Source organism: Streptomyces sp. HB132, assembly GCF_016909575.1.
Taxonomy (GTDB): Bacteria; Actinomycetota; Actinomycetes; order Streptomycetales; family Streptomycetaceae; genus Streptomyces.
Genome location: NZ_JAFBGA010000010.1, coordinates 214,393 through 229,709, shown reverse-complemented (window position 1 = coordinate 229,709; position 15,317 = coordinate 214,393). Strand labels below are relative to the sequence as shown.

The 15,317-nt window shown below is 67.9% G+C and carries 13 protein-coding genes; 10 read left to right on the top strand and 3 right to left on the bottom strand.

The annotated features are described in order from the left end of the window. Nucleotides 1-57 precede the first annotated feature (57 nt). The 3 genes from ngcE to JOC24_RS22825 all read left to right on the top strand — a co-directional run bounded on the left by ngcE (nucleotide 58) and on the right by JOC24_RS22825 (nucleotide 3,495). Nucleotides 58-1,506 (top strand): N-acetylglucosamine/diacetylchitobiose ABC transporter substrate-binding protein, encoded by a 1,449-nt coding sequence (ngcE, locus tag JOC24_RS22835; protein ID WP_205022236.1) that lies wholly within the window; start codon nucleotides 58-60, stop codon nucleotides 1,504-1,506. Between the two features lie 50 nt (nucleotides 1,507-1,556). Next, complete coding sequence (locus JOC24_RS22830) at nucleotides 1,557-2,480, top strand: carbohydrate ABC transporter permease (RefSeq protein WP_205022235.1); 924 nt, start codon at nucleotides 1,557-1,559, stop codon at nucleotides 2,478-2,480. Nucleotides 2,481-2,577: 97 nt separating this feature from the next. Then, nucleotides 2,578-3,495, top strand: a complete 918-nt coding sequence (locus JOC24_RS22825; RefSeq protein WP_205022234.1) for a carbohydrate ABC transporter permease — start codon at nucleotides 2,578-2,580, stop codon at nucleotides 3,493-3,495. A gap of 103 nt (nucleotides 3,496-3,598) precedes the next feature. Here JOC24_RS22825 and JOC24_RS22820 read toward each other — a convergent pair whose 3' ends face one another. Beyond that, the gene (locus tag JOC24_RS22820) at nucleotides 3,599-4,174 is read right to left on the bottom strand and encodes a TetR/AcrR family transcriptional regulator (RefSeq protein ID WP_205022233.1); all 576 of its coding nucleotides are present in this window, start codon (nucleotides 4,172-4,174) and stop codon (nucleotides 3,599-3,601) included. A 68-nt stretch (nucleotides 4,175-4,242) separates the two neighbouring features. On the opposite strand from JOC24_RS22820, the gene JOC24_RS22815 reads away from it, so the two are divergent. From JOC24_RS22815 to JOC24_RS22785, 7 genes are all read left to right on the top strand, one after another. Then, entirely contained in the window at nucleotides 4,243-4,830 is a 588-nt protein-coding gene (locus JOC24_RS22815) for a dihydrofolate reductase family protein (RefSeq protein ID WP_205022232.1), read from the top strand. A 341-nt stretch (nucleotides 4,831-5,171) separates the two neighbouring features. After that, nucleotides 5,172-6,371: an ROK family transcriptional regulator gene (locus JOC24_RS22810; RefSeq protein WP_205022231.1), complete on the top strand. Its 1,200-nt coding sequence runs from the start codon at nucleotides 5,172-5,174 to the stop codon at nucleotides 6,369-6,371. Between the two features lie 119 nt (nucleotides 6,372-6,490). Then, nucleotides 6,491-7,600 carry a sugar ABC transporter substrate-binding protein gene (locus JOC24_RS22805; RefSeq protein ID WP_205022230.1) on the top strand — a complete coding sequence of 370 codons (1,110 nt, stop codon included), beginning with the start codon at nucleotides 6,491-6,493 and terminating at the stop codon, nucleotides 7,598-7,600. Nucleotides 7,601-7,797: 197 nt separating this feature from the next. After that, nucleotides 7,798-8,586, top strand: a complete 789-nt coding sequence (locus tag JOC24_RS22800) for an ATP-binding cassette domain-containing protein (protein WP_205022229.1) — start codon at nucleotides 7,798-7,800, stop codon at nucleotides 8,584-8,586. After that, complete coding sequence (locus JOC24_RS22795) at nucleotides 8,583-9,860, top strand: sugar ABC transporter permease (RefSeq protein WP_205022228.1); 1,278 nt, start codon at nucleotides 8,583-8,585, stop codon at nucleotides 9,858-9,860. Before JOC24_RS22800 ends, JOC24_RS22795 begins: the two co-directional genes overlap by 4 nt. Before the next feature lie 180 nt (nucleotides 9,861-10,040). Beyond that, nucleotides 10,041-11,954, top strand: coding sequence for a 1-deoxy-D-xylulose-5-phosphate synthase (dxs, locus tag JOC24_RS22790; protein WP_205022227.1), 1,914 nt, complete (start codon nucleotides 10,041-10,043; stop codon nucleotides 11,952-11,954). A gap of 158 nt (nucleotides 11,955-12,112) precedes the next feature. Then, nucleotides 12,113-13,615: an amino acid permease gene (locus tag JOC24_RS22785; RefSeq protein ID WP_205022226.1), complete on the top strand. Its 1,503-nt coding sequence runs from the start codon at nucleotides 12,113-12,115 to the stop codon at nucleotides 13,613-13,615. Between the two features lie 5 nt (nucleotides 13,616-13,620). Here the strand turns inward: JOC24_RS22785 and JOC24_RS22780 are convergent, their stop codons facing one another. Next, on the bottom strand, nucleotides 13,621-14,022 hold the full coding sequence (locus JOC24_RS22780) for a PIN domain-containing protein (protein ID WP_205022225.1): 402 nt from the start codon (nucleotides 14,020-14,022) through the stop codon (nucleotides 13,621-13,623). A gap of 19 nt (nucleotides 14,023-14,041) precedes the next feature. After that, entirely contained in the window at nucleotides 14,042-15,142 is a 1,101-nt protein-coding gene (locus JOC24_RS22775; RefSeq protein WP_205022224.1) for an LCP family protein, read from the bottom strand. Between the last annotated feature and the right edge of the window lie 175 nt (nucleotides 15,143-15,317).

Here is a 15,317-nt window from a genome sequence, read left to right as displayed (position 1 = left end):
ATTCACGACGGGTGACCGGTACACCGCCTGAGTCCTGGAGAAGGCGAGGACTTGAGCATGGGATCCACCTCCGGCCGCACGAATGAGGGCCTTGGCCGTCGCGACCTGATCAAGCGTTCTGCCGCACTCGGCCTGATCGCCGTCCCGACGATGAGCTTCCTGTCGGCGTGCGCGAGCAGCGACAGCGGAAGTGACGAGAAGGTCGAGAAGGGCACCAAGAGCGCGAAGAACCCGCTCGGTGTCAACGAGACCGCCGCCCTCGAGGTCGTCATCTTCAACGGTGGCTTCGGTGAGCAGTACGCCATCGACGCCGAGAAGAAGTACAATGAGGCCTTCCCCAAGGCTCCGAAGGTCAAGCACGCCGCGACGGAGAAGATCCAGTCGACGCTGCAGCCGCGCTTCAACGGCGGCACCCCGCCGGACCTGATCGACAACTCGGGCGCCGAGCAGATGGACATGGGTGTCCTGGTCGGCAAGAAGCAGCTGGCCGACCTCACGCCGCTGATGGACGCCCCGTCCTACGACGACCCCGCCAAGAAGGTCCGCGACACGCTGCGCCCGGGTGTGCTGGAGATGGGCCAGTTCGACGGCGACCCGGTCTGGATCATGTACTACGCGTACACGGTCTACGGCGTCTGGTACTCCCAGACCAACCTCGAGAAGCTCGACGCGACGTACCCGGAGAACTGGGACGACATGCTCGCGCTGTGCGCGAAGGCGAAGAAGAAGGGCATCGCCGGCTGGACGTACCCCGGCAAGTACCCGTACTACCTGCCGTTCTCGCTCTACCCCTTCATCGGCAAGATCGGCGGCCGTGAGGTCCTCGACAAGATCGACAACCTGGAGCCGAACGCCTGGAAGGACCCGGCCGTCAAGGCCGCCTTCGAGGCGTACTACGAGCTCTTCAAGAAGGGCTACATCCTCAAGGGCACGCCCGGCCTGACCCACATCCAGTCGCAGACCGAGTGGACCAAGGGCAAGGCGCTCTTCATCCCGAACGGCTCGTGGGTGGAGAACGAGGCCGCCCCGACCACGCCGGACGACTTCAAGATGATGGTCGGCGCCCCGTCCAGCCTCGACTCCTCCGACAAGCTGCCCTTCGGCACCCTGTGGGCCTCCGGCGGTGAGCCGTTCGTCGTCCCCGCCAAGGCGAAGAACCCCGAGGGCGGCATGGAGCAGCTGCGCATCATGCTCAGCGAGGAGTCCTCCAAGAACTTCACGAAGTCGGTGAAGTCCCTCAGCGCCTTCAACGGCGGCACCGACGGTCTGACGCTGTCCACCGCCATGCAGTCCGGCGTCGACGTCCTGAAGAAGGCCGGCGACAACGTGGTGAACCCGCGGCTGCAGGACTGGTACGTGAAGCTGCAGAAGGAGCAGATCGGTATCGCCGGAATCGGCGAGATGATGGCCGGCCGCGCGACCCCGGCGGAAACCATCAAGAAGATCCAGGCCTTCGCCGACGCCGCGGCCAAGGACCAGTCCATCACGCGCTACAAGCACCAGTGAGCAACCGTCACCAGCGGCGGCACCCGCTCGGAAATCGGGGTCGGTAAACGATGCAGCACGGCAAGTACCGGTTCATCGTGGGGTTCCTGGTAGCCCCACTGGCGTTGTACGCCATCTTCGTCATCTGGCCGTTCGTACAGTCCATCTACTACTCGTTCACGGACTGGACCGGACTGAGTCCCGATTTCGAGATGGTCGGCTTCGACAACTACAGCCGGATGCTCGACGACGACATCTTCTGGAAGTCACTGCAGCACAGTGTGCTGCTGGCGCTGCTGCTGCCGCTGGTGACGCTGGGCCTCGCACTCTTCTTCGCCTTCATGCTCAATGTCGGCGGCCGTCGGCGGAAGAACGCCGCGGTCGCCGGGGTGCGGGGTTCCTCGTTCTACAAGATCGCCTACTTCTTCCCCCAGGTGCTGTCGATCGTGATCGTGGCCCTGCTGTTCCAGTTCGCGTTCAACCCGACGTCCGGAATGCTGAATTCGACGCTCAAGGCCGTCGGACTCAAGAGCCTTCAGCCGGACTGGCTGGGCGATCCCGATCTGGCGCTGTACTGCGTGATGGTCGTGCTGATCTGGTCGACGGTCGGCTTCTTCGTCGTCCTGTTCTCGGCCGGTATGGCGTCCATCCCGAAGGACTTCTACGAGGCCGCGCTGCTCGACGGTGCGGACCGCATCACGACGTTCTTCAAGATCACGCTTCCGCTGCTCTGGGACACCGTGCAGTCCGGCTGGGTCTACATGGGCATCCTGGCGCTCGGCGTCGAGGCGTTCACGGCCGTACAGGTCATGACGGTGGGACCGGGCGGTCCCGACTACTCCACCACCGTCCTGCCGCTGTACGTCTACCAGACGGCCTTCCGGGACGCCCAGGCCGGCTACGCGACCACCATCGGGGTCGGGCTGCTGATCGTCACCATGCTCTTCGCGGGCATCGTGATGCGCCTCGGCCGCCGCGAGCGGCTGGAGTTCTGATGCCGGCTTCCCCGAGGTTCCGCGACCGGACGGCCGGCTGCACGCAGATCAGTTCGGTCCCGTTGGCCGGCCCGACAGTTGTACGAGGTGAGCACACGTGAAGGTCACTGAGACTCCGACCGCCGTTCCGGCCCCGCGCTCGCCGGTGACCAAGCAGGACGCCCCGGCCGCCGGGCCGGCGAAGAGCAGCGAGGGCAAGGTCCTCAACGTCTTCTCGCACGGTGTGCTCGTCATCTGGGCGGTCCTCGTCATCATGCCGCTGCTCTGGGCGGTGATGGCGTCCTTCAAGACGGACGACTCGATCCTGTCGACCCCCTGGGCGCTGCCGGACAAGCTGCACTTCGAGAACTGGTCACGTGCCTGGAACCAGGCGCACATGAGTGACTACTTCCTCAACACCATCCTGGTGGTGGGCGGCTCGCTCATCGGCACGCTGCTGCTGGGTTCGATGGCGGCGTACGTGCTGGCCCGGTTCGACTTTCCCGGGAACCGCTTCATCTACTTCCTCTTCATCGGAGGGATGAGCTTCCCGATCATCCTGGCGCTGGTCCCGCTGTTCTTCGTCATGAACAACATGGGTCTGCTGAACTCGGTGCACGGGCTGATCCTGGTCTACATCGCCTACTCGCTCCCGTTCACCGTCTTCTTCCTCACCTCGTTCTTCCGGACCCTGCCGAGCTCGATCGCGGAAGCGGCCATGCTCGACGGGGCCTCGCACACCCGGACGTTCTTCCAGGTGATGCTGCCGATGGCCAAGCCCGGTCTGATCAGCGTCGGCATCTTCAACTTCCTCGGGCAGTGGAACCAGTACATGCTGCCGACGGTGCTGAACACCGACCCGGACGGCAAGGTGCTCTCCCAGGGCCTGGTCGAACTGGCCACCAGCCAGGGCTACAAGGGGGACTGGTCGGGCCTCTTCGCGGGTCTCGTGATGGCGATGCTGCCGGTTCTCGCCGCCTACATCGTCTTCCAGCGCCAGGTCGTCGCGGGGCTGACGGCGGGAGCGCTCAAGTAGGGGAGCTCTCTCGCCCGCACTCGTCACCGCCTGCCGACCGGCAGGCGGTGACGAGGCATGCGGCGTCCCGGGCGGCGAACTGCGACAGCGGCCGGACGCCCCCTCACCTCCCCACGATGCGGTCGACCGCGGCCTCGACGAGCCGGTCGCGCTCGGCCTCCGTGAACACTCCCGGCAGCGTGAGCTGTTCGACGATGAGCCAGTTGAAGGCCAGGATGAGCAGCCGGACCGCGGTGGCGTCGCCGGGCAGGCCGGACGCCTCGTGGTAGGCCACATTGGCCTCGACATCGGAGCGGACCTGCTCGGTCAGCACCGTCCGCAGCCCGGGCCGCCGGGTGGCCTCCAGACGCAGTTCGAGCAGCGCCAGATAGCCGGTGCGGAAGCCGCTTACCCTGCCGATCAGCTCGCGCATCAGCTGGGTGTAGGTCTCCCGGTCCGGTGAGGCGTTCCGCTGCCGTTCCACCGTCGCCTCGTCGGGCTGCAGCCGTTCGTAGACCCGGCTGCCCGCCTGGGTGAGCAGGTCGTCCCGGTTGGCGAAGTAGTTGGAGGCCGTGCCGGCCGGGACACCCGCCTCCGTGTCCACCGCCCGGAAGGTGAGTCCGCGCGCACCCTCCCTTGCCAGCACCTCGATCGACGCGTCGACGAGGGCCGCCCGCCGTGCGTCGTTCCTGCGCACCATTGACACCACTCCATCCGTAGTACTACGGTCAAACCACTTCATCCAGAGTACTACGCAACGGGGTGTGCATGCGAAAGCTCGTTTACTACGTCGCCGTCTCCATCGACGGCTACATCGCGGGGCCGGGCGGGGAGTTCGACTTCTATCCGCAGGGCGACGAGGAGCAGGCGGCTGCCTACGCCTCGTGGCTCAACGCCTGCTATCCCGAGACGGTCCCCACCTCCGCCCGTGCCGGAGCGGGGCTGGAGGGCGTGCCCAACCGGCGCTTCGACACCGTGCTGATGGGGCTCGGCAGTTACCTGCCCGGCAAGGACGCGGGCTTCACCAGTCCCTACGCCCACCTGCGCCAGTACGTCGTGTCCAGCACGCTGGCGCCCGACATCGACCCGGACGTCACGGTGGTCGCCGAGGACCCGCTCGGTCTGGTGCGCGGTCTCAAGCGGGAGGAGGGCCAGGACATCTGGCTGTGCGGCGGCGGCGTCCTCGCCGGCGTGCTGCTGCCCGAGATCGACGAGATGATCGTCAAGAGCTACCCCGTGGTGGCCGGGTCCGGGATCCCCGTGATCAACGGGGAGTTCGACCCGACCCTCTTCGAGGTCGCCGACCGGGCGTTGTTCGGCAACGGCGTCGCCGTCACCCGGTTCACCCGGCGCTGACGCGTGCCGGGCTCGGTGGTGGGCCGTGCGGGTCCGTCGTGGCGCCCGGTCCGTGCCGCCCGCCCCGTTCATCCCGTATCCGTCACGTGCGGTAGTCGGTCGCTGCCTTCATCCGGGTAACACCGGGGACCGGAAACGAACAGGCCCACCGGGCCGTGAACCGCCCACGGGCGCCGACCGGTGGGCGGTTCACGTGGTTTTCCGGGCATTCTCCGCTGTCCGGATGTGGAGGCCCCATGCTCATCGGAGGCTGCGACTGCTCAAGGTCTTGACGGGGGCCACCCCAAAACGCTCATCTTAGAGTTCACATGTTGGAGAAAACGGCAGGAGTGAGTGAGTCGATGGAGACTCCGGGGTCGCAGACATCTCTGCATAGGGCCAACCTTGAACGGGTCGTGCGTGCCGTAAGGATGGCGGGGTCCCTGACCCAGGCCGAGATCGCCAGGAGCACCGGCCTCTCCGCAGCCACCGTCTCCAACATCGTCCGTGAGCTCAAGGACAGCGGCACGGTCGAGGTCACCCCCACCTCCGCGGGCGGGCGCCGTGCCAGGAGCGTCTCCCTGAGCGGGGACGCGGGCATCGTCATAGGGGTGGATTTCGGACACACCCACCTCCGGGTGGCCATCGGCAACCTGGCTCATCAGGTGCTGGCCGAGGAGTCCGAGCCGCTGGATGTGGACGCCTCGTCGGCGCACGGGTTCGGCCGGGCGGAACAGCTGGTCAACCGCCTGGTCGAGACCACCGGGATCAGCCCCGGGAAGGTGATCGGTGTGGGCCTCGGCGTGCCGGGGCCCATCGACGTCGAATCCGGCACGCTGGGTTCCACCTCGATCCTGCCGGGCTGGACGGGCATCAATCCCAGCCAGGAGCTCGCCGGGCGCCTGGGGGTGCCGGTCTACGTGGACAACGACGCGAACCTCGGGGCACTCGGAGAGCTCGTCTGGGGCGCCGGCAGGGGCGTCAGGGACCTCGCCTACATCAAGGTGGCCAGCGGTGTCGGCGCCGGTCTGGTGATCGACGGGCACATCTACCGGGGCCCGGGCGGCACGGCCGGCGAGATCGGCCACATCACCCTCGACGAATCGGGCCCCGTCTGCCGCTGCGGAAACCGTGGCTGCCTGGAGACCTTCACCGCGGCCCGGTACGTCCTGCCGCTGCTGAAGCCCAGCCACGGGGCCGATCTCACCATGGAGCGGATGGTCCAGCTGGCCCGTGAGGGCGATCCGGGCTGCCGCCGGGTCATCGGCGACGTCGGTCGGCACATCGGCAGCGGGGTGGCCAACCTGTGCAACCTGCTCAACCCGAGCCGGGTCGTGCTCGGCGGATCCCTCGCGGAAGCCGGTGAGTTGGTGCTGGGTCCCATCCGCGACTCGGTCTCGCGGTACGCCATCCCCAGTGCGGCCCGGCAGCTCTCCGTGCTCCCCGGGGCGCTCGGAGGGCGGGCCGAGGTGCTGGGTGCGCTGGCCCTCGTACTCAGCGAGATGGGGGATTCATCCCTTTTGGAGAGCACCCTCCCCGCGGCGGCCCCTGCCTTCACTTAGATAACGAATGGCACCGTTGTCATCTCGTTAAGGATTTACTCCTTGACGCTGACGTCGCGGCCGAGTTGACTTCCAGCCACCTCGGCCGCAACGTCGCGGCCTCGTCAGGGAGGTTCGAAATGAACACGCGTATGCGTCGTGCCGCCGTTGCCGTTGCCGCCACCACCATGGCTGTCTCTCTCGCCGCTTGCGGGAGCGCCAAGGAGTCCGGCGACAAGACCAGTTCCGAGTCGGCCAAGAAGGGCGACGACCTCAAGATCGGCCTGCTCCTTCCCGAGAACGTCACGGCCCGTTACGAGAAGTTCGACAAGCCGATCATCGAGGAGAAGGTCAGCGAGCTGACCGACGGCAAGGCGAAGGTCACCTACGCCAACGCCAGGCAGGACGCCACGCTGCAGGCGCAGCAGGTCGACGCGATGATCACGAGCAAGGTCGACGCGCTCATCATCGACGCGGTCGACGCCAAGGCCATCGAGAACAGCGTCAAGAAGGCCAAGGACGCGGGCATCCCCGTCGTCGCCTTCGACCGCCTCGCCGAGGGCCCGATCGACGCCTACACCTCCTTCGACAACGAAGAGGTCGGCCGCGTGCAGGGCAAGGCCCTGCTGGAGGCCCTGGGCGACGCCGCCAAGCCCACCGTCGTGATGATGAACGGCTCGATCACCGACCCGAACGCCGCGCTCTTCAAGAGGGGCGCCAAGTCGGTGCTCGACGGCAAGGTGACGTACGGCAAGGAGTACGACACCAAGGAGTGGAAGCCGGAGAACGCCAACTCCAACATGGAGGGCGCGATCACGGCCCTCGGCAAGGACAAGATCGACGGCGTCTACTCCGCCAACGACGGCATGGCCGGCGGCATCATCCAGGCCCTCAAGTCCGCCGGTATCTCCAAGCTCCCGCCGGTCACCGGCCAGGACGCCGAACTCGCGGGTGTGCAGCGCATCGTCACCGGTGAGCAGTTCATGAGCGTCTACAAGCCCTACCCGCAGGAGGGCATCGTCGCCGCGGAGATGGCCGTCGCGCTCGCCAAGGGCGAGAAGCTCGACTCCATCGCCACGTCCAAGGTCGACAACGCCGGCACGAAGGGCATCGCCACCGTCCTCGTCCCGGTCGTCTCGCTGACCAAGGACAACATCAAGGACACCGTCATCAAGGACGGCATCTACACGCTCGACGAGATCTGCACGGCCAAGTACAAGGCCGCCTGCACCTCCGCGGGCCTGAAGTAGGTCCCACCCGCCCGGACCGGCCCTCGCGGCCGGCCGGGCGGACCCGAAGCCTGTCCGGCGCCCCGCCCACCAACTGTCCCGCTACCGGGCCGGGCGCCGGACGGAACGCCTTCTCGGCGCTCTTCCCCAATTCTTCTGCTCAACCACCACGCCTCCCCCCAGGCGCGGTATCCCCGCCGGGTCAGGCGGCGAAGGAGATGGTTCACGTGTCCGCTACGCCCGTGTTGGCGTTGCGAGGGGTCTCCAAGCGATTCGGTGCCGTCCAGGCGCTCACCGACGTAGAGCTTGAGGTCCACTCCGGCGAGGTGGTCGCCCTGGTGGGTGACAACGGCGCCGGCAAATCAACGCTGGTCAAGACGATCGCCGGAGTGCATCCCATCGATGACGGTGTCATCGAGTGGGACGGCCGGACGGTCCAGATCAACAAGCCGCACGATGCCCAGAACCTGGGGATCGCGACCGTCTACCAGGACCTCGCGCTCTGCGACAACATCGACGTCGTCGGCAACCTCTACCTCGGCCGGGAACTCCGCAAGTTCGGGATCCTCGACGAGGTCGAGATGGAGCGGCGTTCGCGCGAGCTCCTCAGCACGCTGTCGATCCGCATTCCCAGCGTCCGCATCCCGATCGCGTCGCTCTCCGGCGGTCAGCGCCAGACCGTCGCCATCGCGCGTTCGATGCTGGGCGAGCCCAAGCTCGTCATCCTCGACGAGCCCACCGCCGCGCTCGGCGTCGAGCAGACCGCGCAGGTCCTCGACCTCGTCGAGCGGCTGCGCGAGCGGGGCCACGCGGTCATCCTCATCAGCCACAACATGGCCGACGTGAAGGCCGTCGCCGACAAGGTCGCGGTGCTCCGGCTGGGCCGGAACAACGGGATCTTCGACGTGAAGACCACCTCGCAGGAAGAGATCATCTCCGCCATCACGGGTGCCACGGAGAACGCCGTGACCCGTCGTGCGGCGCGCAATGCGGAGGCCCAGAAGTGACAACCGACAAGACGTCCACCGCAGTGGTCAACCCGGAGGCGGCCAAGGGCGCCGACACCGTGGTCGACCCCCGGCTCCTCGTGCGCGAGCAGGGCCTCGCCGGCTACCTCACCGAGTTCAAGCGCAAGATGCGCGGTGGTGACCTCGGCTCGATCCCCGTGATCATCGGCCTGATCATCATCTGCGTCGTCTTCCAGAGCCTGAACTCGGAGTTCCTCTCCGCGAAGAACGTCAGCGACATCGCCGTGACGATGGTGGCCACCGGCATGATGGCCGTCGGCATCATCTTCGTGCTGCTGCTCGGCGAGATCGACCTCTCGGTCGGCTCGGTCAGCGGTGTCGCGGGCGCGGTCGTCGCCGTACTGAGCGTCACGCACGGAATGAACGAGTGGCTCGCCATACTCGTCGCCATCCTCAGCGGCGCGGTCATGGGTGCCGTCCACGGCTTCTTCTTCGCGCGGATCGGCGCCCCGGCGTTCGCCGTCACCCTCGCCGGTCTGCTGTTCTGGCTGGGCTTCATGCTCCAGCTGCTCGGTGACACCGGCACGATCAACCTGGACAGCGACGGCGTCGTCGGCAGTCTGACCACGTACTACTTCTCGGACGTCGCCGCCGCCTACGGCCTCGCCGCCGTCGCGGTGATCGGCTACTTCCTCTCGGCCTTCCTCGACACCCGCCGCCGTGAGGCCGCGGGCATCCCGGCGCGGCCGCTCGTCGACATCGTGGTCCGCACCGTCGTCCTCGCGGTGTTCGCCTTCGGCGCCGCGTTCATGTTCAACCAGTACCGCGGCCTCCCGCTGGCCCTGGTCCTCTTCCTCATCGTTCTGGTCGGCACGGACTTCGTCCTGCGCCGCACCTCCTACGGGCGGAAGATCTTCGCGCTCGGCGGCAGCGTCGAGGCGTCCCGCCGCGCGGGCATCAACGTCACCGCGATCCGCGTCTCGGTCTTCTCCATCGCCGGCACCTTCGCGGCCATCGGCGGCCTGTTCTGGGCGTCCAAGATCGCGGCGGCCAACCAGGGCTCCGGGGCCGGTGACCTCCTGATGAACGTCATCGCCGCAGCCGTCATCGGCGGAACCAGCCTCTTCGGTGGCCGGGGCCGCACCTGGAACGCGCTGCTCGGTGTCATGGTGATCGTCTCGATCCAGTACGGCCTGGCCCTCGAGGGCATCGCCACGCCGATCAACTACATGATCACCGGCGCTGTACTTCTCGTCACGGTCGTCATCGACTCCATCACCCGCAAGACGCAGAAGACCGCAGGCCGCGCCTGACCGTCGTACCCGCGGACCTGCGCACATGTGCCCGGCATCCTCGCGATGCCGGGCACCCGCGCGTCCGGCGGGACCACGCGGGGCGTGGCTGAATGCGGCGCCCGATGACCCGGGCCGCCGACGGAACATTAGACTCATCGGATCGACACGCTCGACCAGCTCACAAGCAAGGAGGCACGGGTGGACCTGCTGACCCGCATCAGGGGACCGCGCGACCTGGACCGGCTCGGCCTCGAGCAGCTCGACCAGCTCGCCGGGGAGATCCGTACCTTCCTCGTCGAGGAGGTTTCCAAGACCGGCGGCCACCTCGGCCCGAACCTGGGCGTGGTCGAGCTGACCATCGCCCTGCACCGGGTGTTCGAGTCCCCGCAGGACAAAGTCCTCTTCGACACCGGCCACCAGAGCTACGTGCACAAGCTGCTCACCGGCCGGCAGGACTTCTCGAAGCTCAAGAGCAAGGGCGGACTCTCCGGATACCCCTCCCGCGCGGAGTCCGAGCACGACGTCATCGAGAACTCCCACGCCTCGACCGTCCTCGGCTGGGCCGACGGCCTGGCCAAGGCCAACGAGGTCCTGGGCAAGGACGACCACGTCGTGGCCGTCATCGGTGACGGCGCGCTCACGGGTGGAATGGCCTGGGAGGCGCTGAACAACATCGCCGCCGCCAAGGACCGCCCGCTCGTCATCGTCGTCAACGACAACGAGCGCTCCTACGCCCCGACCATCGGCGGCCTCGCGAACCACCTGGCCACCCTGCGCACGACCGACGGGTACGAGCGGTTCCTGGCCCGGGGCAAGGACCTCCTGGAGCGCACGCCCGTCGTCGGCAGGCCGCTGTACGAGACCCTCCACGGTGCCAAGAAGGGCCTCAAGGACTTCATCGCCCCCCAGGGCATGTTCGAGGACCTCGGCCTGAAGTACGTGGGACCGATCGACGGCCACGACATCGAGGCCCTGGACTCGGCGCTCCAGCGTGCCAAGCGCTTCGGCGGTCCGGTCATCGTGCACTGCCTCACCCAGAAGGGCCGCGGCTACACCCCCGCCCTCGAGGACGAGGCGGACCGCTTCCACGCGGTCGGCAAGATCCACCCGGACACCGGCCTGCCCATCTCCACCTCGGGGCTCGACTGGACCTCGGTCTTCGGCGAGGAGATGCTCAAGCTGGGTCACGAGCGCGAGGACATCGTCGCCATCACGGCGGCCATGCTCCAGCCCGTCGGCCTCGGCAGGTTCGAGGAGGCGTTCCCGGACCGGATCTACGACGTCGGGATCGCCGAGCAGCACGGCGCGGTCTCCGCCGCCGGCCTTGCCACGGGAGGGCTGCACCCCGTCTTCGCGGTCTACGCGACCTTCCTGAACCGCGCCTTCGACCAGGTACTCATGGACGTCGCCCTGCACAAGTGCGGAGTGACCTTCGTCCTGGACCGGGCGGGCGTCACGGGCACGGACGGTGCCTCGCACAACGGCATGTGGGACATGTCGATCCTCCAGTGCGTGCCGACCCTGCGCATCGCCGCCCCGCGCGACGCCGAGCAGGTCCGTGCCCAGCTGCGGGAGGCCGTCGACGTCGACGACGCACCCACCGTCGTCCGCTTCTCCAAGGGTGCCGTCGGCCCCGCGGTCCCTGCGGTCGGCACGGTGGGCGGCATGGACGTCCTGCGCTCGGCGGGCACGGACGAGCCCGACGTCCTGCTGGTCTCCGTCGGCGCTCTCGCCCCGATGTGCCTGGAGATCGCCACCCTCCTGGACGCCCAGGGCATCTCCACGACGGTCGTCGACCCGCGCTGGGTCAAGCCCGTGGACGAGGCGCTCGCCCCTCTGGCGGCGGAGCACCGCGTCGTCGTCACGGTCGAGGACAACAGCAGGGCCGGCGGTGTCGGCTCCGCCGTCGCGCAGGCACTGCGCGACGCGGACGTCGACGTGCCGCTGCGCGACTTCGGTATCCCGCCGGTGTTCCTCGACCACGCCTCGCGCGGCGAGGTCATGGCCGAGATCGGGCTGACCGCACCGGACATCGCCCGCCAGGTCACCGGGCTGGTCGCCAAGCTCGACGGCAGGTACGAGAGCCGGGTCGTGGAGCCCGTGCGCGACTGATCGGCCGCGGCTCATCCACCCGCACCGCACCGGGCCGGTCGCCCACCCCACTCGGGTGGTCCGACCGGCCCATTCGCGTGAAATAGGGGCGTACAGAGCGTGCCGGGGCGGCCGGTTCCGAATCATGGCGTGCACGACGAGTGCGTGGAGGTACGCCGGTGAGCACGCAGCAGGACACGCCCCCCAGCGGAAAAGGGCTGCTCCGGACCAAGACGGTCGAACAGTCCATCCGCGACACGGAAGAACCGGAGCACGCCCTCAAGAAGTCCCTCTCCGCGCTGGACCTCACGGTCTTCGGAGTGGGTGTCATCATCGGCACCGGCATCTTCGTCCTCACGGGCAAGGTCGCCAAGGAGACCGCGGGCCCGGCCACGGCCCTCGCCTTCGTCGCGGCGGGCGTCGTCTGCGCGCTCGCCGCCCTCTGCTACGCCGAATTCGCCTCCACCGTCCCGGTGGCCGGATCGGCGTACACCTTCTCCTACGCCTCGCTGGGCGAGCTGGTCGCCTGGATCATCGGCTGGGACCTGGTGCTGGAATTCGCCCTGGGCACCGCGGTGGTGGCGGTCGGCTGGTCCGGATACGTCCGCTCGCTGATGGACAACGTCGGCTGGACGATGCCCGAGGCGCTCTCCGGCCCCGATGTGGCGAGCGGCTTCGGGTTCGACATCCTGGCGTTCGCCCTGGTACTGATCCTGACGGTCATCCTGGTGCTCGGGATGAAGCTGTCCGCCCGCGTGACCACCGTCGTGGTCGCCATCAAGCTCGCGGTCGTGGGCATCGTGATCATCGCCGGGCTGTTCTTCATCGACACGTCCAACTACTCGCCCTTCATCCCCGAGGCCGAGAAGCAGACCGGCGGATCGGGCCTGGACGCCCCGCTGGTCCAGCTGATCTTCGGCTACGAACCGACGAACTTCGGCGTCATGGGCATCTTCACCGCCGCGTCCATCGTCTTCTTCGCCTTCATCGGCTTCGACGTCGTCGCCACCGCGGCGGAGGAGACCAAGCTCCCGCAGCGTGACATGCCGCGCGGCATCCTGGCCTCGCTGGTCATCTGCACCCTGCTCTACGTCGCCGTCTCCATCGTGGTCACCGGCATGCAGAACTACTCCGAACTCTCCGTCAGCGCCCCGCTCGCCGACGCGTTCAAAGCCGTCGGACACCCCTTCTACGCGGGAGTCATCAGCTTCGGCGCGGCGGTCGGACTCACCACGGTCTGCATGATCCTGCTGCTCGGCCAGACCCGGGTGTTCTTCGCGATGAGCCGCGACGGGCTGCTGCCGAGGTTCTTCTCGGTGACGCACCCGCGCTTCGGCACCCCGTACCGCCCGACCATCCTGCTCGGCGTGGTCATCGCGATCGTCGCCGGCTTCACCAGCATCAACGAACTGGCGACGCTGGTGAACATCGGCACGCTCTTCGCGTTCGTCGTCGTCGCGCTCGGCGTGATCGTCCTGCGCCGCACCCGTCCCGGGCTGCACCGCGCCTTCCGTACCCCCTGGGTGCCGCTGCTTCCGATCGTCTCGGTGGCGGCCTCGGTCTGGCTGATGCTCAACCTGCCGGCGGAGACATGGCTCCGGTTCGGGATCTGGATGGTGATCGGCGCGATCATCTACTTCGCGTACGGGCGGCGGAACAGCCGTATGGCGAAGACCCCCTGACCCTGTCAGGCGCCGCGTGACGGCGGCAGCGGCCGCACCGTACGAGGACCCGTGCAGCGGGCCCCGTAGGACTCGGCCCGCTGCCGCAGCCCACGGTCGGCCGTGACGACGAGGCAGGACCGTACGCCCTGGGCGGCAGCGGCCAGACCGGCGATCAGGTCGTCCCCGCTGCCCGGGGCCGCTTCCACCCGTACGCCGGGCACGGACGCGACCCCGCGCGCGGCACCCTCCACGACCAGCACGATCTCGACGGGGCCGGCGTGTCCCGGCAGCCCTTCGGCGGCGTAGGGGACCAGCGAGTCCCGCAGCCGCTCGGCCGCCCCACGCCGGTCCCGCCACCACCGGTCCGGCACCGACCCCACCACATTGGCGGAGTCGACGATCACCAGGGTCCTCAGAGGTTCCATCCCCTCAGGATGCCGGTCGTCAGCCGCCGGTGGCCGGAGACTTCTTCGCCGACTCGGGAATCGTGCCGTCCGCGCGGATCGCCTTCCAGAGACTGCCGGCCTGCGGCTCGGCGGCGACCACCCGGTTCGGGTCCTGCTTGTCGTAGGCGACCGGCAGCATGATCGTCTCCATCGAGGCGGGATCGACACCGTTCATCGAGCGGGCGAACTCACTGAGCGAGGTCAGGGAGGCGAGCCCCTCATCGGTCGTCAGTGACTTGGTCGCGGAGTTGGCGATCTTGTACGTGGTCGTCGGACTGCCCAGCAGGTCCTGCGACTTGATCTCGGTCAGCAGCGCGAGCAGGAACTGCTGCTGGAGCCCGATGCGGCCGAGGTCGCTGCCGTCCCCGACGCCGTGCCGGGTGCGGACGTAGGCGAGGGACTCGGTGCCGTTCAGCTTGTGCGTACCGGCGGTGAGGTCGAGGCCCGAGGCCTCGTCCTTGATCGGCTCCTCGACCTTGACCGTCACGCCGCCGATCGCGTCCACCAGATCCTTGAACCCGGCGAAGTTGATCTCCAGGTAGTGGTCGATCCGGACCCCGGACATCTTCTCCACGGTCTTCACCACACAGGCCGGACCGACCTGTGAGTAGACCGAGTTGAACATGACGCGCTCGGCGGACTTCATCGTCGAGCCGTCCGACTTCGTGCAGTCGGGCCTGGTCACCAGGGTGTCGCGCGGGATGGACACGGCGACGGCCTCGGTGCGGCCCTCGGGTATGTGCACCACCAGCGCGGTGTCGGACCGCGCCCCGCCGACGGCGCCACCCCCGCCCAGCTCCTGGTTCTCCGCCCCGGCGCGCGAGTCGGAGCCGAGGACGAGCAGGTTCTGGCCGGTGGTGGGGAGCTTCTCGGGACGGTCCTCACCGAGCGCCTTGTTGATGTCGACGCCCTGGATGTTGCCGTCGAGGTCCTGGTACATCCAGTACGCGGTGCCCCCGCCGGCGAGCAGGAGCACCAGGAGCACCCCGAGCGTGATCTTGAGGCCGCGGCGGCGCTTGCGTTCCTTCTTGCGGCCCCGCTTCGGTGCTTCCGCCCTGCGTGAGGCGCGTGGGCCGGGGGTGACGGCGTCGTGGGTCATCCTGCACGAGTCCCTTGGTCTGTGGCCCGTGAGGGCTGGGTGCGGAGTTGGGGACTCGGGTGGGGCCGGTCCACTCATGTGAGGGGGCTGACCGAAGAGTATAGACAAGCTTTCGAATCTTGTGTAAATCTTCGCTCTGTCTTCCGTCTTTGTGCACGCACGCCATGTTTATGGG